Origin of the sequence: Gemmobacter fulvus, assembly GCF_018798885.1 — a bacterium.
Classification (GTDB): domain Bacteria; phylum Pseudomonadota; class Alphaproteobacteria; order Rhodobacterales; family Rhodobacteraceae; genus Gemmobacter; species Gemmobacter fulvus.
The window spans coordinates 51,016-72,427 of record NZ_CP076364.1 but is presented as its reverse complement, the minus strand read 5'-3'; the positions used below and the strand labels follow the sequence as shown (position 1 = coordinate 72,427).

Below are 21,412 nucleotides of genomic sequence, written 5' to 3'. Positions count from 1 at the left end.
ATGAAGCGCATCGTGATCTGTCTCGTCGCGGCAGTGATGATATCGGGCTGTGGCGGCGGGGGCGGCGGCACGGCATTGCCCCCGGGAGAAAACGTCGTCACTCCGGAGTTCGAAACATACACCACCGCGCATAACGGCCGAAACCGCGTCCGATCCAAGATCGCCGTGACCCCGCAGGAACAGGCGGTTCTGGACGCGTTCGACTCACCCGCGGGCGGGCCGGCCGGCTATCTCAGCATGATCGACATCAGCGACACGCTCTACGACTCCAAGATGACGATCGAGGTGATTGCCGAGGTGGACGAAGACGGCAAGGCGACCCGGCTTCTGCGGTTGACCGCCGACCAGTCGGAATTCGTCAATGAACGTGGCGGAACGCTGATCGAGGCTTCGGGCAAATATTACTTCCGCGGCGCAAGCTACGCCTGGGTCGCGATCGACGATCAGGCTTTGCTGTCGGGATATGACAGAGACGGATTGGTGAATCTGGTGCTCGATTTCGACGCGCAGACCGCGTCGATCAACATGCGTACCGGCGTACAGGACGGGTCCGAGACGCGGGTCGAGCTGACCGGCGTAGACCTGCCGTTCAACATCCGGACCGGCGCCTATGGCGGTGATGTCACCATTCAGGTCCTGGATCCGGCCCTTGAGGGCGAGATTCAAGGCTCGCTGCGCGGCAATGTCGGCGGAACGCCAGAGTACACCGATAACCAACACGACATGACCACGTCGGGCCTTTACTCCGGCAGCGGCACATTGACCGACCTGGACGGGGATCACACCGTGTCGGTCTACGGGATCTACTTCGGCCGCGATCCGAATGCGTCTCCGTAAAGCTGTCAAATCGGCGCTGCTGGCCATGTGTCTTTCCGCGACACTGGCCGCGCTGCCGACCTGGGCCGATCCGGCGGATCTGGAGCGGAATGCCTTTCTGGGACAATCCGAGAGGCTGCGCCTCCGCGCACTTGGCTCGGCGCTAGAGGCAGGCCGGCTTGGCGCACGCGAAACCGCGTTCATGCGCCGTGATCTCTTGGCCCAAGGCTATGGCGTCACGCCCGGCAGGCCGGAGATCACCCTGAAACGGCTGAGTTTCGCACCGATCTTTGGTTGGGACGGGAATATAAACGGCGGGGTGTTGCAGGACCGCTTGTCGATCGGGGGCATCGTGCTGGAGGCCGATCCTGCCTTCCGGGCGAAAGCGGGGCTGGTCTTCGGCGGGTCTGTCGGCGCTACGGTCCGCCTCGCCTGGGATGAGGGCCGAGTGATTGAGCTCTCAGCTGGCACCGAACTCGCCTGGTCCCCCCGGCATGAAATCGGGCGCGCCGATGCGATGATCAGCCTGTGCTCGCGCAACCATCTGCGCGACTGGACGTTTCTGGATCTCTGCGCACTTGGAACGCGCAGTTGGCGCGACCTGGATACCGGGAATGCGCATCGCCTCTCACTTGGGTTGTCGAAGGTTTTCGCCGCGGCGGGCGGAGTGCAGGAAGCGGGCCTTCGCTATGACAGCGTTTCAACCACTGGGGGAATGCAGGATCGTGTGCACCTTTCCCTCGAAAGGATTGGCACTGCAGGCGTAACCGATCTTGGCCTGACGCTGGGGATGCCGGTCGACGGGGCGACCGTACTGCGGCAAAGGCTTGATGTCGGGTTTTCTTGGATCGCACTTGACCGCGACTGGCGTGCCGATCTTTGGTACCAGCGCGCCGATGGTGGCGTGTTCCTTGGCGTTGCGCGCGAAGACCGCAGCCAGGGTCTTGGTCTGTCGGTCGCGCTTCGCCCCGGCGTCACCGCACGGCTGGGGCTGATGTCAAGCCGATCCACCGCAGCAATTGCGGATTACGAACAGATCTCCTTGGATATCCGGTTCAGCGATCTGCTACGCTGAAGAGGTCAGGCTGCCACAACGCAGCGATTGCGCCCGTTCTTCTTGGCCGCATAGAGCGCGTCATCTGCCCGCGCCATCCAACCATCGCGGCTTTCACCCTCTCTGTGTCCAGCTATTCCGATGCTGAGAGTGATACTGCCGCCGGCAATTTCGGGCAAAGCGCGGGCCGCAACCTCGGCGCGAAGGCGGTCGGCAAACGCCAGCGCACCTTGCTCGTCCGTAGTGGGCAAGAGGACTGCGAACTCCTCCCCTCCAAGGCGCCCGAAAGCATCCGTTCGCCGCAGACTGGCCTGAACCGTCGCAGCTAAGCTTTTGAGCACAAGATCGCCAATCGGATGCCCGAAGGTATCATTGACCGATTTGAAGCGGTCAAGATCGATCAGAAGCAACGTTGCCGTCTGTTGCTTTTCAAGCAGGCGGTCCATGCGATCCACGAAAGCGCGGCGGGTCAGGCTGCCCGTCAGGCTGTCCTGTCGCGCAATCAGCCGCAATTCCAGCTGCGACATTACAACCTTGGCGAAACTCGCCAGTACGGCTTCGTCCGCAACGCTGTATTGGCGCGGTTCGGTGTCGAAAACGCAGATCGCGCCGATGTTATAGCCATCGGGGCTGGTCAGAGGCGCACCGAGATACGAGCGGATAGAGGCATCCCCCGTCACGAACGGGTTGTTCATGAAGCGGTGGTCTACGGTGGCATCCTCGACCGCGAGCGGTCTGGTGGCACGGATCGTATGGGCGCAAAAGGCATCTTCCCGGGCGCATTCGAAGACCTCCAGCCCCGCGGCTGCCTTCATCCACTGCCGGTCAACATCGATCAGGTTGATCGCAGCATATTTGGTTTTGAAGATGGACTTCACCAGAGTGACGATCTCGGCAAACTCGACTTCGGGCTTCGTATCGAGGACTTCATAACGGCGAAGAGCTGCAAGTCGTGCCGGTTCGTCGTTCAGATGGAACATATGCTTTATACTTATTGTCCTGACTCCAAGACCGCGACCAGATCTGCCTCGTAGCTGCGCAGCAGCTCACCGACAAGGACGCGGATTTCATCGTGATCACGTCCCGCTGCCCGCAACGAGGACACGAGACCGGCAAGGTTCTCGCAGTGGTGTTCAAGCGCGCGGCGGAGTTCGGAAGGTAAGCTCTCCCATTTCGGCAGGCTGCGGTCCAGTTCAGCGGCGAGCACTTGACTTGCTTCCATGGTCATTCTTCCGTTTCGGACCGAAGGTATGATGGACCATCCTTTACCCTGAATTTGGGGGTAAATATGGCGTAGCTGAAGGATGTGTCCGCGGCCCGGCCTCAACTTCGGATCTCAGGCCGATGGAAGCATCTTTACCACGGCGCGCCATTGATTAACATGGGTGATCTGCCGGACGTTCGCCGGACATGAACTTACATGAGGCATCAGACCTTGCCAGTTTTCGACGTACTGCCTCAGGATCTGTCGCTGACAGGCATTTGCTATTTTGGGTTCGACAACTTGGATCAGCTGGCCCTCGCCCTCGGGGACGAGGAAGCAGAGCGTTTTCTCGATGCGCGCCATGCGCTGCTTCAGTCGGTGTTTGGCGCTGGAAATGTCGCAGTAAGGCGTGTTGTCCGCGGCTTCATCGCAACGCTGCGGCAGTCGGATCAGGCAGAAAGTCTGGCCCTGATCGAGCGTTCGCTGGCTTTGCTGAACGATGACAGTCATTTCGCTGGATCACCAGTGACAGTCTTCGCGGGCATAGCCTGGCGCGAAACCGATAGAAATGATGGTGAGGGGCAGGACAGCGCCGCCCTTGCCATCGCGGCGATTGCCGCCGCGAACGCGGCCTCGGCCGGTCTCAAAAGCCTGTGCATCCGCGGTCAGCAGAGTGAGGCGGCGCTGCAAAGCGCGAGATTGCTGTGCGATCTGCGCGCTGCGATGGCTGACGACAGGCTGACGATCCTTGGTCAGGAAATCCGCAGTCCGGCACCCGACGGATCCGAAGCGCGCCATTACGAGATCCTGATCCAGATGACCGCTTGCGACGGCAGCGTGCAGCCGCCCTCACGTTTCCTGCCATTGGCGGAAAACAGCGCGCTCATCGAATATCTGGATCGCTGGGTGTTCCGGAAGGTGCTGCTTGGATATGGTGAGGCGCTGCGCCAACGCCCCTGGATCTCGCTTTCGCTGAACCTGTCGGGCCGGACGCTTGGCCAGGCCGAGACATGGGCCTTTCTGGAAGAAACCATCAGCGCCTCGGGCATCGCGCCGTCCCGCCTGCATCTTGAGATCACCGAAACAACGAAAATCGCAGACATGCCGCAGGCGATTGCGACGGTTCGGGCGGCAAGGTCGTTCGGTCTGGGCGTGGCGCTGGATGATTTCGGGGCGGGGCTTTCGGGCTATGGCTACCTGAGGGCCTTCGACGTGAACAGTATCAAGATCGACGGGGCGCTGGTTCCCAACGTGGTCGATGAAAGCAGTATCGAGGCTGAAATCGTTCGCTCGATCATGTCGCTTTCGCGTCGCCTGAACATCGAGGTCGTAGCCGAACATGTCAGCAGCGCCGAGATACTGGCCGCGCTGGCCGGGATGGGCGTCTCGCGGGTTCAGGGATATGAGGTCGGTATGCCACGGCCGCTTGAAGATATTTTCCGGGAGCGTTGATTATCCGGTATAATCGGCTCATCTTGCGGTTGCGGATTGCGTGGGCGATCCAGAGCATCACAATGTCCTGATCCGGCACGGAAGCATGACGAAAAGAGCAGGTTATCCCCGTTGTTGCAGCATGATCGCCGGGGCCATTCTATGCGCCCTGCTTGCCGGGTGCGGATATGAACATGAACTGGACGACCTTGGACTGACGCAGAGGCAGGCCGAGGACCGTGAGACGTTCCAGTCGGTTTCAATATCAAATGCGTGGGCCAACCCGCCAGGCATGACGTTTGTCATGCAGCGGGGGCTTGTGAACGGTGCCGAGCAGCGCATTGGCCTGAAGAACACTGTGCCGGTCGCCGGCGACAATATTCTCGTTCTTCGCACCCGATCAGGCCATCTGGCGGCAGGAAGGTTCAGGTTTGAAGAGTTCATGACCCGGACCGGCGGTGCGCCGGCACCCTTTCAGGATATAGAGCCTGGAGAGCTGATCACGGCCGACGACAGTCTTGGCACCTATTTCTGGTCGCAAGAGATCGTCGGCAGCAATGTCACCTGCGTCTTTGCAGTCAGACGGCTGACGGTGTCCGAGCGCAGTCTGCCACAGGATGCGCGCGTGATGGATGTGATGCTGCGCAACTGCATTGCGGGCACCGAGGCCGAGGCTCTGGCGCCCGTCCTTGACGCGGGAATCGGTTATAGCGCGCTTGCAGGGACAGGCACCGGTGGGGGGACCCGCATGTTGTCGCCCCTTGCGGCGCCGGGAATGGACTAAGGTCGGCAGGATGCGAATGGGGATCCCACCGCAGCGAAGAGAAGGCGCGCATGACATCTGACCGTATTCGCAACATCGTGCTGCTGCTGTTCTGGCTCACTGCGATGCTTCCAGTTATGGTCCTGGCATCGATTCCGGTATCGAATGCGGCGCAGGGCATGTTTGGGATTGCCGCCCTCGTGATTGTGCTTCTTCTAAAGCCCTTCGCCGGGAACATCATCTGTCGCATCAGCATGATGAGTGTCGCGAGCGTGATCGCGCTGCGGTACTGGATTTGGCGCGTGACGTCGACGCTGCCGGACCCGGGGCTCAACGCTTCTTTTATCCTCGCCATCGCGCTTCTGGTGGTCGAGACCTATTCGATTCTCGTCTTCTTCCTGAACGCCTTCATCACGGCGGACCCGGTCGAGCGCGCGCTGCCGCCGCGGGTGGAGCCGGAGAACCTGCCCTCGGTCGACATCCTTGTACCATCATACAACGAGCCGACCGAGATGCTGGCTGTGACCTTGTCGGCGGCGCGCAACATGATCTACCCGGCGCGCCTGCGAACGGTGGTGCTGTGCGACGATGGTGGCACGGATCAGCGGTGCAACTCGCCCAATGCCGAACTGGCGGCGAAGTCGAAGGCCCGGCGCGCAGAATTGCAGGCGCTTTGTGCGGAACTGGGCGTGGTCTATTCCACCCGTGCAAAGAACGAACATGCCAAGGCCGGCAACATGAGCGCGGCTCTGGCCAAGCTGAACGGCGATCTGGTGGTGGTGTTCGATGCCGACCACGTTCCCTCGCGCGATTTTCTGGCCCGGACAGTGGGATATTTCGTCGAGGACCCGAAGCTGTTCCTCGTCCAGACCCCGCACTTCTTTATCAACAAGGACCCGATCGAGCGGAACCTTGATCTGAAATGCCCGCCCGAGAACGAGATGTTCTACGGCAAGATCCACCCCGGCCTTGACCGGTGGGGTGGGGCCTTCTTCTGTGGCTCCGCCGCCCTTTTGCGGCGCAAGGCGCTGGATTCCGTGGGCGGCTTTGCCGGTGAGACCATCACCGAAGACGCCGAAACCGCGCTGGAGATCCATTCCAAGGGCTGGCGCAGCATCTATCTTGACCGGGCGATGATCGCTGGCCTGCAACCCGAGACGTTCGCCTCGTTTATTCAGCAACGTGGTCGCTGGGCCTCGGGCATGATGCAGATGTTCATGCTGAAGAACCCGCTGTTCCGCCCGGGGCTCAAACCGTTCCAGCGCCTTTGCTACCTGAACTCGATGGCCTTCTGGCTGTTCCCCCTGGTCAGGATGACCTATCTACTGGCGCCGCTGGCCTATCTTTTCTTCAGCATCGAAATCTTCGTGACCACCTTCCGCGAAGCGATGGCCTACACGCTAAGCTATATGGCCGTCAGCCTTCTGGTGCAGAACGCTGTCTTCTCGCGCCACAGATGGCCACTGATATCCGAGGTCTATGAGATCGCGCAGGCCCCCTATCTTGCCGGTGCGATCATCCGCACCATCCTGAGGCCGCGAGGCGCGAAATTCAACGTGACCGCCAAGGATGAGACCCTGGTCGAGGATTACATCTCGCCTGTTTCCGGGCCGCTTGTGGGGCTTTTCTTCCTGATGCTGGCGGGGGTTGTGGCGCTGACGGTGCGCTGGATCGCCTATCCGGGTGACCATTCGGTGCTGTCCGTGGTCGGCACCTGGGCGATCATCAACTTCCTGCTTGTTTCGCTTTCCTTGCGGGCGGTTTCGGAAAAGCAGCAACGCCGCAGTTCGCCCCGTGTGGCGATGCATGAGGCTGGTTTTGTCCGTTGGGAAGGGTCTGGCGAGAAAATGCTGCCGGTCGAGGTCTATGACGCCTCAACCAGTGGTCTCAGGATGCGGATGGTGGGCCTGCCTCAGGAACCGGGCAGTCGGATGGTGGTGAAGGGGGATGAGGTCGTGTTTCGTCCGAGTTTCCCCCACGCACCGCATCTGGAGCGCGAGGTCCGCGCGTTGGTCCGCGCTGTCTTCAACGAGACAGGAAATGGCATCGGCATTGGCCTGCAATACTTGCCGGAACAGCCGATGATCGTGCGCGAAGCGGTGGCGCAGCTGTTGTTTGGCTCGTCCGAAAACTGGCTGGAGATCCGGCAACGCAGCCGCCGACACAAGGGGCTTTTGGCCGGGCTGTTCTATGTGCTGTGGCTTACGCTGAGCTCTTTTCCCAAAACGATCGGAGATTTCGTCCGCGAACCGGCCCGCCGCCGCCGTTCGGCGCTGTATGAGAAGCAAAGCCCAAGGCCCGCCCATCTGATCACCTTCAGCGCCGATTTCGATGCCGAAGAGTATCGGCTGGCCAATGACAGACTGGCGCCTGAGGCCTTTATCGGCGCGGAGAAACCGCAATGACCGCGCTTTGTCCCCGCCAAGGCATTTTGGTCGCCCTGCTGCTGGCAACCGCCTTGTGCGGCGTTGCGGGTGTTTCCTTGGCCCAGGACAGCGACGCGCCGGTGATCGAACTGCCCGTTCCCGAGGACATGGCCGATACGGCGCCCACGCCGGAGACTGATCCTACCCCGGAAACTGGGCCCATATCGAAACCTTTGCCGTCCGAGCCCGATAGCGGGCTCATCCGGCTGCCACCACCTGCCGCGACCATCCCCGAAGCGGAGGGTCCGGCAGACAGCCCTGAACCCGCGGCCGAACCCCCGGCGATCCCGGTTTTGCGAGATCGCGGCGCAGGCAGCGCGGTTGACGGTGCGGGCTGGCTGATACGCTCGCTGCCCGCAAGGCGTTTGCCTGAGGGTGTATTAATGGGAGCAAGCCTGTCGGCGCCGGGCATCGTGCGGCTGACGGGTGAAACAGCCGAGGTCGAGCTTGTTCTTGATTTGCCGCCAGCTTCTGAGACACCGGATTCCCTGCAGCTGACCCTGCGTTCCAGCGTCAATGTCCTGCCCGAACAGGCCTCGATGCAGATCACGGTGAATGATGCCGAGCCGGTGGCGGTGCCGCTTGACAGGCTGGGCGACTTTGCCTCGATTGAGGTTCCGACGGATGCGCTGTTGGCGGGCTCAAACCGCATTGCGCTGAATCTCAAGCAGCCGCACCGCATCTTCTGCGGCCCGGAGGCAAGTTTTGGCGTCTGGACCGAGATCGACCTCACCCAGACCGGGGTTTTAGTTCCCGATGCGGCGCTGAAGCCCGACGCTGCGGGCTTTGCGATCGCTGCCCGAAGCGAAACATCCGGCGGCCGCAGCATCTTGTTGCTGACCGATGAAACCACGGATCCGGCGCTGGTCCGAAGGGTTTCAGAGCAGCTGAGCCGGGTGCTTGGTCCCGGCGCACGTGTCGCCCAGGGGTCTTTCTATGGTTTGGGACAGCATCCGATCGCCTCGATCGCCCTGATCTCCTCGGACGCGCCGCGCGCCTGGGTTCGGCAGGGTGCAAGCCGCGGGCTGGTGCTGCAAATCGAATACCTGGATGATGCTTTGCCCGATCTGACGCCTTTCCTTGCCGCCTTTCCCCCGGCCCCTCCGGTGACGGAGGCAGAGATCCGCCCCGGCGTGAAAACACCGATCTCCGAGCTTCGCTCAGGCGACGTCATTGGTAACACGCACTATTTTCGCCGTGATATCACCTTCGCCCTGCCGACGGACTGGCTTTTGATGGCCAACCAAAAGGCCCGCCTTGACCTGTCCTATGGCTTTGCGCGCGGCTTGCCGTCGGGCGCGATCCTGCTCGTCAAAGTCAATGATGAGACGATCCGCCTTTTGCCGCTGGACGAAGAGGGCGGAGAGATTCTTCCGGTCCTGCCAGTCGGATTCAACGCCAACCTGTTGCATCCGGGGCAGAATACCCTTTCCTTCGAGATGATGGTTCCCGGAAACCCGCCCGAGGGGGCCTGTCCGGTCATGCGCGCCGATATGCTGGTGGTTCTTGATGAAAGCAGTCTGACCATTCCGCCATCGCCCTCCATGGTGCTGCCGGGACTTGTTACGGCACTGCTCAGGCTTGATCCTGCGGGGGTCGTTGCCCCCGAAGATGCTGTCGAGCGGGACAAGCTGGAGAGTGAGGCAACGCAGATTGCGGCCGAACTGGCCCCTGCAGCCGAGGTTTCCACGCTCGTCCGGCTGCAGGTCGTGGGCCTTGGTGATTTCGGGCTGGTTCCGTTTGAAGAAACCGGACTTTCGCTGACTGCCGTTCAGCGCGTGCTTTTCCCGCGCGCCCCTGAACCGGATACCGCGGCGGCCACTGTCACAGCGACGCCAACGCCGGCGGCGCCGACATTCAGTTTGACCGATGAAGCCGAAGAACCCCTGCCGGTTGAGGAACCAAGCGCGGCTTCCGAGTTTGTAAGTGACCTTTGGGAGAACTTGTCACCACGCAGCTATCTGGAGGGCGAGCTTCGGGCGCTGCGGGACAGTGCATTCGTAGGAACTGCGCAAAGCCTGCCGGCCTGGTTGGAAGGGCGCAGCGGCCAGGCCTTGTTGCTGCGGCCGGAGTTTGAGCAAAGTGGCGAGCTGTGGCTGATGCTTGGACCGGGCGTTTCGGCCGCGGAGGTTGGCAGCGCGCTGAACCGGCTGCGCGAGGATTCTCTGGCGCAGGGCGAGGCCGCACTTTTGCAAGCCGACGGCAGCTGGCAAATCTGGAACCCGATCCGTCCGCCACGCCTTCTGGTCACGCCCGATGCAGGCGAGCTGCGCACGGCGCTTGGGAATTACGCCTCCTGGTCGCCGCTGCTGTTCACCCTCGCGATGCTGGGGCTGGCCTTGGTCTCGGCGGTGCCTGCATTGCTCTATGTGCTTCTGAGCCGCAGAAAAGGAATGGGACTATGAACCGCAGGTCGTTCCTTGGTGCTGCCTTGGCCGCGCCAATGCTGTGCGGGCCGGCATCGTCACAGACCGGCGGTCTGGCCGCGCCCTTTGGCGCGGATCACCCGCTTCAACAAAGCTGGCAGGCCTGGAAAACGCTTTGCCTCGCCCCCGAGGGCCGGGTGGTGGACGGCTTTCAGGGCAACGCCAGCCATTCCGAGGGGCAGGGCTATGGTCTGGCCCTCGCCGCGCTTTTTGGCGATGGTGAGGCCGTATCGCGGATCATCGACTGGACAGAGACCAATCTCGCGGTCCGCGAGGATGCGCTGCTTGCCTGGCGCTGGCTTCCGGACAGGACACCCCGTATTCCGGACCGCAACAATGCCAGCGATGGAGATCTCTTCTACGCTTGGGGACTGATCCTTTCGGCCGCGCAGGGCGAGGCAGAGGCCAAAACTGCGCGGGCCGAACAAATTACACGCGATCTGGTCCGGCGCTGCACGGCCCCTTGGCCTGATGGGTCGTCACGGCAAGTCTTGCTGCCGGGGGTAAGTGGTTTTCGCCGACCCGAAGGGATCGTGGTAAATCCTTCCTATTACATGCCCCTTGCGATGCACGAGCTGGCCAGCGCATGTGCCATGCCCGAACTTTCGCGGCTGGCCGACGACGGTAATGCGCTTATCGCGGATTTGGCCGCGCGGGGCCCGATTCCCGACTGGGTGATGCTGACAGCGGCGGGTATTGCCCCTGCGCCGCAGCCCTTCTCCGGCGTCTCAGGGTATGAGGCAGTGCGGGTGCCGCTCTTCGCGCTCTGGTCCGGTCAGGCGCAAAGCCCGGCGGTCAGGTCTTATGCCGACATGACGGCTGCGGCGGAGGATGTGGGTGGTGCCCCCACGGTCTTTGACCCAGCGGGGCAGGGCGTATTCGAGCGCAGTACCCATCCCGGCTATGGTGCGGTTGCGGCACTTGCGAACTGTGTTACCACCAACGAGGTCGGCGCCCTGATGCCGGGCTTTACTGCCGATCAGCCCTATTACCCGGCCACGTTGCATCTGATGGCGTTGGTCGCCCAGGCCTCCACTTTCCCAAGATGTGTGCCGATATGATCCGTTCCCTTCTGATATGCGGCTTGCTGATGGCCAGTGCCGGGGCCGCCATTGCCCAGGATACCGCACCTCCGACCGAGGAACTGCTGGCGTTGAATTTCTACGTGCAGCAGCAGGATCAGGCCGCGATCGACGCAGAAATGCGCCGCCTGCAGCTGAAGTATCCCTATTGGCAGCCACCCGAGGATCTGGCCCGGCTTGCCATGACTGGCCCTTCGACCGAGATAGATGAGATCTTTCGCCTGATCGCGGCGCAGGATTTCAACGCGGCACGAGCCATGATCGCAGCTGCGCAGGCTGAATTTCCGGCTTGGGAGCCGCCCGCCGAGATGATCGCGCTGCTCGAAACCGGCGAGGGTCAGGCGCGTTTCGACAGCGCGCTCGCGGCGGGCAACCTCAATCAGGCGATTTCCGTGGCCTCCTCCGTCCCCGGACTTTTGCGCTGCGACCGGATCAACAATGCCTGGCGGATCGGTGAGGCGCAGGCAGCGGCCGGACGAGATGCGGATGCGCTTGGCACCTATACCGCCGTGGCCGGCACCTGCACGTCGCCTGCCGATCTGATCGCGACGCTTGAGAAAGCGGATGCAGTCGCGAGTGAGGAGCAAATCCTCGCCCTGATCGCACAGGTCGGACAAAGGATTCCGGCCATGGAACCCCAACTTGAGGTCTTGCGCCAGAAACTTCTGGCCGGTCGGGGCCAAGTCGCAACGATCCCTGACGTCGCCGAAAAGGCGCCAACCCCATCACCCGAGGCCGGCAAGAAACCCAACGCACCGCCCGCTCCTGCTGCTCCGACGGCCAGTGCCGCGCCACCCGCCGGCGCCGCCCCGGCGCCATCCGGAGGCGGGGGGGGAGGCGGTTTTCAGGCGGCGGTCAATGCGGGTGACTGGTCGCGCTGCCTCGCCCTCTCAGCCGGATCACGGGCGGCATCCGTGATGTACCAGCGCGGCTGGTGCGCCTTCAACCTTGATCAGCCGATGGAGGCCGTTGCGACCTTCCAGGCCGCGCTGAAGGCCGGGCTGAACGGTGAGCAGCGCCGCGATGCGGCTTACGGTATTGCGCTTGCCTATCTGAAGATGGGCATGACGGAAGACGCCTCTCGTATCGCCGCCGCGACCGATTTCACGCGCAAGCAGCGGGTGGATATCGAGCGGCAGATCCTGGATCAGCGCGGGGTAAACGCCTATAAACGCAAGGATTACAGGAAGGCGATCGCTTATTTCGACGCGCTGGAGCAACTGACAGGCGGGATCCGTCGCGATCTTGCGGTGTTGCGCGCCTATGCTTGGCTGAATGCCGGCAACCGTGCCGAGGCCCGTCGCCAGTTCGAGAAGCTCAACAACGAGCTTTCGACCGACGAAACCCGTCGCGGATTGCGGGCCACGAAGGGCGAATAAAGGCGAGCTGATCGAAACCAGAATTTTTCAGGGTCATCAGGACGGTCTTGAGGGCCAGCTTTCTGGCGTCCGATGCATGGCAGGAGCGACTTCCGCCCTGTTTCGCAGCCGGGAGGCGGATCAGACAAAGACCGCGCAGTTTCGTCCCAGACGTTTGGCCGCATAAAGGGCTGCATCCGCCTTGCGAAACACTTTCTGAAAGTCGAACTTTGTCGGTGGCAGGGATACACCGCCCACGCTCACAGTCACATTTATCCGCTTGCCGGAGACTTCATGGAAACCCGACAGCTCCCTGCGAAGCCGCTCGGCCATTTCATAACCGTTTTCAGGCCGGTCGACCCGAAGCAAGACTGCAAACTCTTCGCCGCCAAACCTTTCGGCGAAGTCTCCTTGGCGGATGGATGCTGACAGTGAACTGGCAATCATTTTAAGAACCTCGTCGCCGACATCGTGGCCATGCTGGTCATTGATGGATTTGAAATGATCCGCGTCTACAACCAGCAGCGCCATGCTTTCCCGCTCTGACGGGCTGATGTGATCAATATAGTCCATCAAGGCCCGGCGATTCGGCAGACCTGTCAGGGGATCCGTGCTGGCTTCAAGGTTGAGCTGCCTTTCACGATTGCCGCGGCGCAACTCGCTCTCGAACATCCTGCCGAAGAAGACTGCACCGATCATGTCAGCCGCAATGCGAGCGGCGACGACAGAGGGGTCCATCAGATCGAAGACCGCCATGATGACCAGCGAGGGTGCGCTGAGGATCGCGCCAAGCATGACCCAGGCCTCCCAGCTTCTCCGACGCTTGCTGCGCGTTGCCTGGGTCCAGATTGCGGCCGAGATGCAGGCAATGGTCATGGTCGCCACGCCGACAAGCACGCCATGTCCGCTCATGCTGATCCTGAACAGGCCGGCTATTGTCAAGGATACCAATGTCGACAGAGCGCCACCGAAAGCGGCAGAAATGGCCAGAAACAGGTTCCTGCTGTCAGCCTGATAGCCATCCATCATGATGTACGGCTGCGTCATGGACAGCGCCGCGCCTGTCCCAAGCAGCCCTCCGATGGCAAGCTGGCGAACAATCCGGTGCGGCACGAAGCGCTGAAACCAGCCATAGGCCATGGTGCATATCGCAACCAGGCCAACTGCATGCAATCCGGCGAAGAGCAGTTCTTGCGACATCATCATGAAAATCCGGAGAAAATTCTACTGATCTCAGGTTCCAAGAAGTGGCGGCGCAACACGGCGGTTATGTGGCCAAATGCAGCCATGATGTTGACCTGCCCCCCGCAGGATCCTGACCCCCGATCGTCCCTCGACCACGCCGAGGTAGGGTCGGTCGCAGGGGGAAGTTGATCCAAAGGATCGTCAGCACCTCATGCCCGACAGCATGATCATGCAGCTGACCGTCAGGCCCTGCGCAATATGGCCCGACCCAAGTGAATTACACCCGCTTCTCCGCCAGAGGACCGACTGTTCGATTTCTACCGCGGTTTTTGGCCGAATAGAGCCGCTTGTCGGCCAGATCCAGCAACTCGGCCAGATCGTGCGAATCCGTCGGCATGACGGCGATACCGGCCGAGAATTGCAGATCCATGTCAGCGGGCAGGAACTGGCTGCCCATCTGGCCAATTTCCAGCCGCAGGCCGGCGATCCTGCCATGCAGTTCCTGCAGCCCGATATTGGGCAGAAGAGCGAGGAATTCCTCACCGCCAAGCCGATACAGTTTGTCCTCGCTTCGAAAGGCCCTCTTCAGGCCGATTCCGAATGCGGCAAGAACCTGGTCGCCGACACCGTGACCAAGCCGGTCATTTATCTTCTTGAAGTGGTCGATATCGATCAGCACGGCGAAGATGGTATCTTCTTCCGTCCTGGACATGGCGGTAAAAGCGTCGCTCAGGCTCCGGCGATTCAGCAGTCCAGTCAGAGGATCGGTCCGGACCTCGTCCGAGATGCGGCGGTTCTGCAGGGCAAGCTCGCCCAGCCGGGCGTCGGTGGTGCTGAGCGCATGGGCGAGCTCGCGCTCGATTTGCCGGTAGGCCGTCACTTCGAAAAAAACGAAGGCATAGCCGATGACGATCTGCCGACCGGCGCGGATGGTCTGGGTGAGAGGTGTCGAGGAGACCTCGAACTCCCGCTCGCCGATCATCATCTCCGTTGGCCCAGTTACCGGCTCCGGCGCGGTGACACGTTGCATCAAGGGGTCCAGCTCGGCGACCTGCCCGCCGACTGGCAGGGTCCTCGCGCCAGGTCCAAAGATGCGCTCGGCCTCGCGGTTATGGGCGACCAGCTGTCCGTCACGCCTGACCACGATCACTGCGTTGGGTAGGGTATCGAACACCATGTCCTTGGCAATCGACGAGACTTGAAAGAAATTGTTGAGCGAAATCAGCGCGGCATAGGCGAGCAGAAGGAACGAAAAAAGGAACGGCGTCGGATCGAAGCCTGCGATGTTCAGCCCGAACACGATATAGCCGATGTTTCCAAAGGTCGGCAGTACGGTCATCGCGATCAGAAGCACGTAGAGCATGCGGGCAATGCCAGCTGACTGTCTGACCGCATTGCCCAGCAATGCGAGGCTGGCCAGAATGAAAGCATAGAGCGTTGCGGCGAGGAGGTAAAACAGCGGACCGTGAACATAGTTGACCGGTGACCCCGGCACGGAACTGACCGGTGCCGTACCGGGGCCGTAGAAAAGTTGATGAAGGGGATTGGTGATCGCGATCAAGGTCGCAAAGGCGGGCACACCGATCAGCACGCACCATTGCCATGGAAGGATGGGCCCGGTCTCGTGTTGGGTGTAGCGGTAGACGAAGAGAAACCAGCTTGCCGGCAACAGCCCGATACCCGGATATGCGAGCGTGCCCGCCAGAATCTTGCAATGCGGCTCCACGCTGAACAGCTCCAGCGCGACCGACAGCAGCCAGGCCGTGACCGACCAGTTCGCCATCACGAAGTAGCGCTTGCCGTCAAACTGCGGCTGCCGCTGAATCCAGAACGTAATTCCGATGAACAGCGGAAACAGGATCACGATGAAATAATCATGAGGTCCCGATGACATCAGGTGCAGGCAGGCGCCCATCTTCCATTCCGGCAGCATCGCCTGTCAAGCCCGCGGCGCGGCGCGGCGATGGAATGACGGCGCGCCAGCCCAAAGGCCCTGCACTGGAGACAACGCGGTCAAGGTGAACTCGCAAGCAGGGACTGCATCAATTCGCGCACCTTCGGGCCGAATTCGGGATGCTCAAGTGCGCTGGCCATAGTGCATTCCAGAAAGCCGATCTTCGAACCGCAATCATAGCGGCGTCCGTCAAAGCGGTAGGCATCCAGCCCGGGATCGCCGATCAGACGGCTCAGCGCGTCGGTCAGCTGGATCTTTCCGCCCGCGCCCGCCTTCTGGTTCTTGAGGAAGCCCATCACCCGGCCATCAAGCACATAGCGGCCGACGATCGCCTGATTACTGGGCGCATCGCCAGGCGACGGCTTTTCGACAACGCCGCGCATGTCTGCATACGAGCCGACATGCGGCAGGTCGGCATCGACGATCCCGTAGCTCTGCACCATGGACGAAGGGACGGGTTCGACAGCGACTAGGCTCCGCCCGGTCGTATCGTAGATGTCGATCATCTGCTTGAGCACCGGGGTTGGAGCGCGCATCAGGTCATCTGCAAGAAGCACGGCAAAAGGCTCGTCCGGTTCGATCACCGGTGCCGCACAGGCAACCGCATGGCCAAGGCCGAGGGCCTCGGCCTGGCGAAAATAGATGCAGGCGGCATGCTTCGGAACGATTGCATTCAGCTTGTCGGCAAGCTCGTCCTTCCCCTTCGCGCGCAACAGCATGTCCAGTTCCGGGTTGGCGTCAAAGTGATCGGCGATCGCTCGCTTCGTGCGCCCGATGACAAAGATCAGATGGGTGATCCCTGCGGCGATCGCCTCTTCCACGGCGAACTGGATGATGGGCTTGTCGATGATCGTCAGCATCTCCTTCGGGAGAGCCTTTGTCGCCGGAAGAAACCGGGTTCCCAATCCGGCGACGGGAAAAACTGCTTTGGTGACTCGTTTCGTCATCGCTACCCCATGGGCTCATGTCTCGCGGAAGATGCCCCCAGCTGCGACGACCAGGGGACCAGTTCATCCTTCCTGTCGTGAACGCACTTCCGTGCCGGTCTGTTCCGTACCTTAGAATCAACCGTAGATTGCGTATCACATTTCTGGTCAGCGTGGGCACATGTTATTCCCTGAAGGGGCGTTGTTGCGTAACTTACGCCTGAGGCATGATTACCCCTTTCCCCTTTGGCATCAGGCCACGCGGACGATCTCGGCAGTGCCGAGGGCTGAGAAGCGGTTCTTGAGGGCGACGCGTATCTGGATTTCTGCAGTTTGGCGGTCGGGGTCTCTGGCTGCTATGCGCTCACCGAAGGCCTTGAGGCACCGCATCTTTGCCTCGATCCGGCTTCGGACGTGGTATCCGGTCCAGCGTTTCCAGAATGCCCTGCCATAGTGCCGGGTGGCGCGCAGGGTTTCGTTTCTCGCGATCGCGGCCGGGCAGTCCTCTTTCCATGGACGCCCGTTCTTACGGATCGGGATGATAGCAGTGGCCTGCCGGTCGATGATGGCGGTGTGGCAGCGGCGGGTGTCATAGGCACCGTCCGCCGTCACTGTGCCGATCTCCTCGCCTTCGGGGATTTGGTCCAGCAACTCTGGCAGAACGGGGCTGTCACCGTCGCTGCTGGGCGTAAACTCCACGGCGCGGATGTCGGACGTGGCGGTATCCATGGCCAGATGGACCTTGCGCCATTGGCGGCGGCCCTGCACGCCGTGCTTGCGCGCCTGCCATTCGCCATCACCGAGGAACTTTATCCCGGTACTGTCCACCAGCAGGTTCAAGGGGCCATCGGCGCGCCGATACGGGATCTGGACAGCCAGAGTTTTCTGCCGCCGACACAGGGTCGTATAGTCGGGCACGGCCCAGTCCAGGTCTGCCAACTTCAGCAAGCTGGCCACCATCCCGGTCGTTTGCCTGAGCGGCAGCTTGAACAGCACCTTGATCGTCAGACATGTGTGGATACCCCCGCTTACGCAAGTATTTTTTGTGATCTTCGCGAGCAAGTGACCGGCTGCTAACATGTGTAAGGCCTTCATGCGCGGCCGTTCGTGCCGCTGGCCGGGATGGTGATGCGCGGATGGAGGCCATATCAGAACTGCGAGCTCGAAGCTCTTTGCCTTTCCCTGGCTGCCCCACCCCGATCGGTCGATCTTTTGCCCATACGAGATCAGTGCTCTACTTGCGTCACCGACGCTCCTGACAGGACGCGGTCAGCAGACCGCCCCCGCAGGATCCCTGTAAACGTCCTTTCGTGTCATGATGGCCCAGATGATCCTGGCGAGCTTGTTGGCCAGAGCGATGGCGGTCAGCATCCGCGATTTACATGTAAGCATCCGCGCCAGCCATGATCCGGGCTTTCCACCGTTCCGACCCCTCCAGTGGATAATCGACATCGCGCCGCTTATCAGCAACCTGCGGATGTCGCGCTGCCCCATTTTCGAAGTTCGACCCAAGCGCTGCTTGCCTCCACTGGAGTGCTGCCGGGGAACAAGCCCGAGCCAGGCAGAGAAATCCCTGCCACGCGCAAAGCTCTCCATGGCCGGAGCGAAAGCTTCGACGGCCATAGCCGTGACCGGCCCGACCCCCGGAATGGTGCGCAGGCGCTGTGCCATCTCATGCACCTTGGCCTGCTCGTCGATCTGCCTTTCCAGATCTTCGATTTCGCCAGCGGTCTGGGCGATCCGGTCCAGATAAATGGCCCCGACCTTTCGCACCACATGAGGAAGCGTGTTTGTCACATCGTCGAGAACGCTGATGAACGGATCAATTGATCGACGACCTCCCGCCACGATGACCCCATGCTCTGCCAGATGGGCTCGAAGCGCGTTCATTAGCTGGGTCTTTTGCGTCAGCAGCAGTTCGCGTGTCCGGAACAGCATGGCAAGGGCCTGCTGCTCCTGCGATTTGACTGGCACCGTGCGCATCGCTGGTCTCAGTGCCGCTTCGACAATAGCCTCAGCGTCGTTGGCATCGTTTTTCTGGCGCTTCACAAAAGGTTTCACGTAGATCGGTGGTATCAAACGAACGTTGTGTCCGAGGGCAGTCAGTTCACGTGCCCAGTGGTGCGAGGTTGCGCAAGCCTCCATCGCGACCACGCAGGGCTTGATCTGTGACATGAAGGACAGGAAACGAGTGCGCGGCAGCCGCTTTCTGATGACGGCTCGCCCGTCTGAATTTGCGGCGTGAACCTGAAAAACGCTCTTGGCCAGATCGACCCCGACTATGGTAATCTCGTCCATGGACACCTCTCCTCTGTGGCGATTTCGACATCACCACCATGGCACATTGCGATGCCGTCGGGCGGGGGTGTCCACCCCATCAGAACTGGATCGCGGCATCCGAGAAAACCGCAGGGCGACCGGGGCTGCCATCATGCGGCGAGAGCCAGGTCATGTCCTTGTCCAGCCAGATCAACAGCGAACCGCGCCTGCAAAGCGAGGCAGTGTAACTGGACCAGTTTGTCGTGCGGTAGCGGGCGGGGGATGGCTTGCTCATGCAACCCGTCTAACCGCATGGATTCACGTTGTGAATCCTCGACAGTCAGTGTTGTGCAACAACGCCGATCGGGACACTCCTTAATGGAGATTCTTGTATTGCGTAAATTTTCCTATCAAATTAGTGTGTTTGGTGAAATGCAGTGATATCCAGGTAAAAAATTGAAAAAAAATACCCGCGGCAGAGGTGCCGGTGACCGGAAGCTACCCAGAATTGGAATTACAGGGTCGTTCGGGCGAGGCAATTACGGCGATGAACTCTATATCAAGAACTATCAATACTGGTTCTCGCCTTGGGCAAAGCTGTTTTTTCTGGCTGGACTGCCTAAACATAGCTACCTCCGTAGTTTTAAAAACCAATTCGTTGATATGATGGACGCTGTAGTACTGGGTGGTGGCGATCTTCTTTGTCCTTACCGTGAAAAAATTGATGGCGACTTCATCAATCAGGCCTATCTTCGGCGGCCTGTCTATGTTTCTGGCATAGGTGTAGAGCGTAACAGGCCTGATGTCTTGGATAGTGTTGTAAAAAGGTGGTCGAAGTTTCTGTCACATCCAAACATTCGCTCTGTTTCCAACCGCGACCCTGGCTCGGCCGCTTGGATTAAGGAAAATATGGCACTCCGGGTTCCGGTCAGACACCATCCGGACATGGTGTTAGCTCTGCCTCTTCCGAAGGCTTTAAGGCCGCAGGGGAAGCCAGTTGTGGGTTTGGTTACGCGTCACATTAAGAGCGGTAAAGAATACCGGATTCTTGAAAGGGCTGCCAAACATCTATCCCAGAAAGGATGGAGAGTACGGCATATCATTGGCGGAGTAGGTGCCCATGGTCTAAAAGATTACGAGAACGCCAAACTTCTGGACTTCAGTGACAAAGAGCTTGTCTATACTGAGAATCTTGATGATATTAGTCGAGCAATTGGGGAGTGCTCACTCATGCTCAGCATGAAATTGCATACGACAATTGTTTCGACGATGTATGGCGTACCTACAATTAGTGTAAATCCTGTGGTAAAAGCTCGGGCATTTATGGATTCAATTAACTGCGGACACCTCACGGTTCCCTCATCGACTGATGAGTTGATGGATATCCTAGCGGGCGGCATTCCTGACTCTCCCGAAGAAGAAGTTAAAAAGGTAAAAATTGAAGCATCTGAATACATGAAGGATCTTTGCCAGCTGATTTGGAGTGACTTTCTAAAATACAATCCAAGGCTTACAAATACTCTGCCGCGTGAACTCATAACGCCAGAGCAACGCGATTTCTTCTGACGCACCATGGGTGGCGCTGTTGCAGAACGGACGTATGAGACAAGAATACCATGCTTTGAAAGCCAGACCGTTTCGATGCAATAGCACGCAACGAGTAGCCTAGGTCATGTTGACAAATGGCGGAGCCAGAGGCGGATCGAGGTGATGTCGATGAAGCCCAAGAAGCTCTCTGCGGTTTTGTCGTAGCGGGTGGCGACGCGGCGGGCGTTCTTCAGCTTGTTGAAACAGCGCTCGACGAGGTTGCGCAGCCGATAGAGGGTGCGGTCCACGGCCACGCGCAGCTTGCGGGACTTGCGCATGGGGATCACTGGCACGACGTTGCGTCCCTCCATGGTTTCTCGAAGCTTGTCAGAGTCATAGCCGCGATCTGCCAGCAGGACGCTCGGCTCGGGCAGGTTGTCGTCCATGATGAGGTTGAAGCCCAGATAGTCCGATGTCTGGCCCGGCGTGATGTCCGACCTCATGGGCAGGCCTGCGCCATTGACGCGGAGGTGGATCTTGGTCGTGAAGCCACCTCGCGAACGGCCAAAACCTTGTCGCGGAGTCCCCCTTTAGCGCCCGCTGCCTGATGATGGGCGCGGACCACGGTGCTGTCGATCATCTGCAAGGCCGCAGGAACCACCCCGCTCTCGTTCAAGGCCTCCAGTATCCCTTCCCACAGCCCAGCCAGGGTCCAGCGCCGGAACTGGCGGTAGACAGACGACCACTTGCCGAACTCCTCCGGCAGGTCACGCCACGGAGAACCTGTGCGCGCTATCCAGAAATCCCATCCAGAACAAGACGATGGTTCATAGGTTTGCGCCCGTTCGGTGCGCGGACGGCCAGGATGAAGCGTTCGTGAAACGCCCATTCATCGTCCGACATCAGGTCTCGTGCCAAGCTGGTCTCCATCGCAGATACCAGCTTGAATCACGTTCAGAGCGCCCCGTGAATCCCTTTTGTCAACACGGCCTAACACACTG

General features: G+C 60.5%; 17 protein-coding genes and 2 pseudogenes. 9 read left to right on the top strand and 10 right to left on the bottom strand.

Translation table 11 applies throughout. The features are described 5' to 3' along the window. Both KM031_RS20330 and KM031_RS20325 read left to right on the top strand, forming a co-directional pair. On the top strand, window positions 1-837 hold the full coding sequence (locus tag KM031_RS20330) for a hypothetical protein (RefSeq protein ID WP_215507799.1): 837 nt from the start codon (window positions 1-3) through the stop codon (window positions 835-837). 181 nt (window positions 838-1,018) lie between these two features. Beyond that, window positions 1,019-1,891 carry a hypothetical protein gene (locus KM031_RS20325; RefSeq protein WP_215507800.1) on the top strand — a complete coding sequence of 291 codons (873 nt, stop codon included), beginning with the start codon at window positions 1,019-1,021 and terminating at the stop codon, window positions 1,889-1,891. A 5-nt stretch (window positions 1,892-1,896) separates the two neighbouring features. Here KM031_RS20325 and KM031_RS20320 read toward each other — a convergent pair whose 3' ends face one another. The 3 genes from KM031_RS20320 to KM031_RS20310 form a co-directional block, all read right to left on the bottom strand. Continuing rightward, window positions 1,897-2,850, bottom strand: a complete 954-nt coding sequence (locus KM031_RS20320) for a sensor domain-containing diguanylate cyclase (RefSeq protein WP_215507802.1) — start codon at window positions 2,848-2,850, stop codon at window positions 1,897-1,899. Between the two features lie 11 nt (window positions 2,851-2,861). After that, a complete protein-coding gene (locus KM031_RS20315; protein WP_215507804.1) occupies window positions 2,862-3,098 on the bottom strand; it encodes a hypothetical protein in 237 nt (78 codons plus the stop codon). Between the two features lie 108 nt (window positions 3,099-3,206). After that, the gene (locus tag KM031_RS20310) at window positions 3,207-3,584 is read right to left on the bottom strand and encodes a hypothetical protein (protein WP_215507810.1); all 378 of its coding nucleotides are present in this window, start codon (window positions 3,582-3,584) and stop codon (window positions 3,207-3,209) included. 15 nt (window positions 3,585-3,599) lie between these two features. Here KM031_RS20310 and KM031_RS20305 point away from each other — a divergent pair, with 15 nt between their 5' ends. The 6 genes from KM031_RS20305 to KM031_RS20280 all read left to right on the top strand — a co-directional run bounded on the left by KM031_RS20305 (window position 3,600) and on the right by KM031_RS20280 (window position 12,581). Continuing rightward, entirely contained in the window at window positions 3,600-4,526 is a 927-nt protein-coding gene (locus tag KM031_RS20305) for an EAL domain-containing protein (RefSeq protein ID WP_215507812.1), read from the top strand. An 85-nt stretch (window positions 4,527-4,611) separates the two neighbouring features. After that, entirely contained in the window at window positions 4,612-5,289 is a 678-nt protein-coding gene (locus KM031_RS20300) for a hypothetical protein (RefSeq protein ID WP_215507814.1), read from the top strand. Window positions 5,290-5,339: 50 nt separating this feature from the next. Next, window positions 5,340-7,673, top strand: a complete 2,334-nt coding sequence (bcsA, locus tag KM031_RS20295; RefSeq protein WP_215507816.1) for a UDP-forming cellulose synthase catalytic subunit — start codon at window positions 5,340-5,342, stop codon at window positions 7,671-7,673. Continuing rightward, a complete protein-coding gene (locus KM031_RS20290; RefSeq protein WP_215507818.1) occupies window positions 7,670-10,099 on the top strand; it encodes a cellulose biosynthesis cyclic di-GMP-binding regulatory protein BcsB in 2,430 nt (809 codons plus the stop codon). The genes bcsA and KM031_RS20290 overlap by 4 nt, the downstream gene beginning before the upstream one ends. Further along, window positions 10,096-11,181 carry a family 8 glycosyl hydrolase gene (locus KM031_RS20285; protein WP_215507820.1) on the top strand — a complete coding sequence of 362 codons (1,086 nt, stop codon included), beginning with the start codon at window positions 10,096-10,098 and terminating at the stop codon, window positions 11,179-11,181. Before KM031_RS20290 ends, KM031_RS20285 begins: the two co-directional genes overlap by 4 nt. Next, window positions 11,178-12,581, top strand: a complete 1,404-nt coding sequence (locus tag KM031_RS20280; protein WP_215507822.1) for a tetratricopeptide repeat protein — start codon at window positions 11,178-11,180, stop codon at window positions 12,579-12,581. Before KM031_RS20285 ends, KM031_RS20280 begins: the two co-directional genes overlap by 4 nt. Before the next feature lie 120 nt (window positions 12,582-12,701). Here the strand turns inward: KM031_RS20280 and KM031_RS20275 are convergent, their stop codons facing one another. From KM031_RS20275 to KM031_RS20250, 6 genes and pseudogenes are all read right to left on the bottom strand, one after another. Next, complete coding sequence (locus tag KM031_RS20275; RefSeq protein WP_215507824.1) at window positions 12,702-13,763, bottom strand: GGDEF domain-containing protein; 1,062 nt, start codon at window positions 13,761-13,763, stop codon at window positions 12,702-12,704. Window positions 13,764-14,022: 259 nt separating this feature from the next. Further along, entirely contained in the window at window positions 14,023-15,678 is a 1,656-nt protein-coding gene (locus KM031_RS20270; RefSeq protein WP_215507832.1) for a histidine kinase N-terminal 7TM domain-containing diguanylate cyclase, read from the bottom strand. Between the two features lie 80 nt (window positions 15,679-15,758). After that, window positions 15,759-16,646, bottom strand: a complete 888-nt coding sequence (locus KM031_RS20265; RefSeq protein ID WP_215507834.1) for a UTP--glucose-1-phosphate uridylyltransferase — start codon at window positions 16,644-16,646, stop codon at window positions 15,759-15,761. Window positions 16,647-16,877: 231 nt separating this feature from the next. Then, entirely contained in the window at window positions 16,878-17,855 is a 978-nt protein-coding gene (locus KM031_RS20260) for an IS5 family transposase (RefSeq protein WP_371879025.1), read from the bottom strand. A 39-nt stretch (window positions 17,856-17,894) separates the two neighbouring features. Then, entirely contained in the window at window positions 17,895-18,923 is a 1,029-nt protein-coding gene (locus tag KM031_RS20255) for an IS110 family RNA-guided transposase (RefSeq protein WP_215508073.1), read from the bottom strand. A gap of 82 nt (window positions 18,924-19,005) precedes the next feature. Beyond that, window positions 19,006-19,179 (bottom strand): annotated as a pseudogene (locus KM031_RS20250) (transposase); the annotation flags it as partial. Window positions 19,180-19,340: 161 nt separating this feature from the next. Here KM031_RS20250 and KM031_RS20245 point away from each other — a divergent pair. Then, window positions 19,341-20,450: a polysaccharide pyruvyl transferase family protein gene (locus tag KM031_RS20245; RefSeq protein ID WP_215508071.1), complete on the top strand. Its 1,110-nt coding sequence runs from the start codon at window positions 19,341-19,343 to the stop codon at window positions 20,448-20,450. A 104-nt stretch (window positions 20,451-20,554) separates the two neighbouring features. Here KM031_RS20245 and KM031_RS20240 read toward each other — a convergent pair. Next, window positions 20,555-21,341, bottom strand: a pseudogene (locus KM031_RS20240) (IS5 family transposase). Window positions 21,342-21,412 lie beyond the last annotated feature (71 nt).

What these genes read in the sequence shown, in the direction of transcription:
- KM031_RS20300 (WP_215507814.1), top strand. Translation starts at nt 4,612, where the DNA reads ATGACGAAAAGAGCAGGTTATCCCCGTTGTTGCAGCATGATCGCCGGG.
- KM031_RS20325 (WP_215507800.1), top strand. Translation starts at nt 1,019, where the DNA reads ATGCGCCGTGATCTCTTGGCCCAAGGCTATGGCGTCACGCCCGGCAGG.
- KM031_RS20320 (WP_215507802.1), bottom strand. Translation starts at nt 2,850, where the DNA reads ATGTTCCATCTGAACGACGAACCGGCACGACTTGCAGCTCTTCGCCGT.
- KM031_RS20275 (WP_215507824.1), bottom strand. Translation starts at nt 13,763, where the DNA reads ATGATGTCGCAAGAACTGCTCTTCGCCGGATTGCATGCAGTTGGCCTG.
- KM031_RS20310 (WP_215507810.1), bottom strand. Translation starts at nt 3,584, where the DNA reads ATGACTGTCATCGTTCAGCAAAGCCAGCGAACGCTCGATCAGGGCCAG.
- KM031_RS20330 (WP_215507799.1), top strand. Translation starts at nt 1, where the DNA reads ATGAAGCGCATCGTGATCTGTCTCGTCGCGGCAGTGATGATATCGGGC.
- KM031_RS20285 (WP_215507820.1), top strand. Translation starts at nt 10,096, where the DNA reads ATGAACCGCAGGTCGTTCCTTGGTGCTGCCTTGGCCGCGCCAATGCTG.
- KM031_RS20280 (WP_215507822.1), top strand. Translation starts at nt 11,178, where the DNA reads ATGATCCGTTCCCTTCTGATATGCGGCTTGCTGATGGCCAGTGCCGGG.
- KM031_RS20290 (WP_215507818.1), top strand. Translation starts at nt 7,670, where the DNA reads ATGACCGCGCTTTGTCCCCGCCAAGGCATTTTGGTCGCCCTGCTGCTG.
- KM031_RS20255 (WP_215508073.1), bottom strand. Translation starts at nt 18,923, where the DNA reads ATGGACGAGATTACCATAGTCGGGGTCGATCTGGCCAAGAGCGTTTTT.
- KM031_RS20315 (WP_215507804.1), bottom strand. Translation starts at nt 3,098, where the DNA reads ATGACCATGGAAGCAAGTCAAGTGCTCGCCGCTGAACTGGACCGCAGC.
- KM031_RS20265 (WP_215507834.1), bottom strand. Translation starts at nt 16,646, where the DNA reads ATGACGAAACGAGTCACCAAAGCAGTTTTTCCCGTCGCCGGATTGGGA.
- KM031_RS20270 (WP_215507832.1), bottom strand. Translation starts at nt 15,678, where the DNA reads ATGCTGCCGGAATGGAAGATGGGCGCCTGCCTGCACCTGATGTCATCG.
- bcsA (WP_215507816.1), top strand. Translation starts at nt 5,340, where the DNA reads ATGACATCTGACCGTATTCGCAACATCGTGCTGCTGCTGTTCTGGCTC.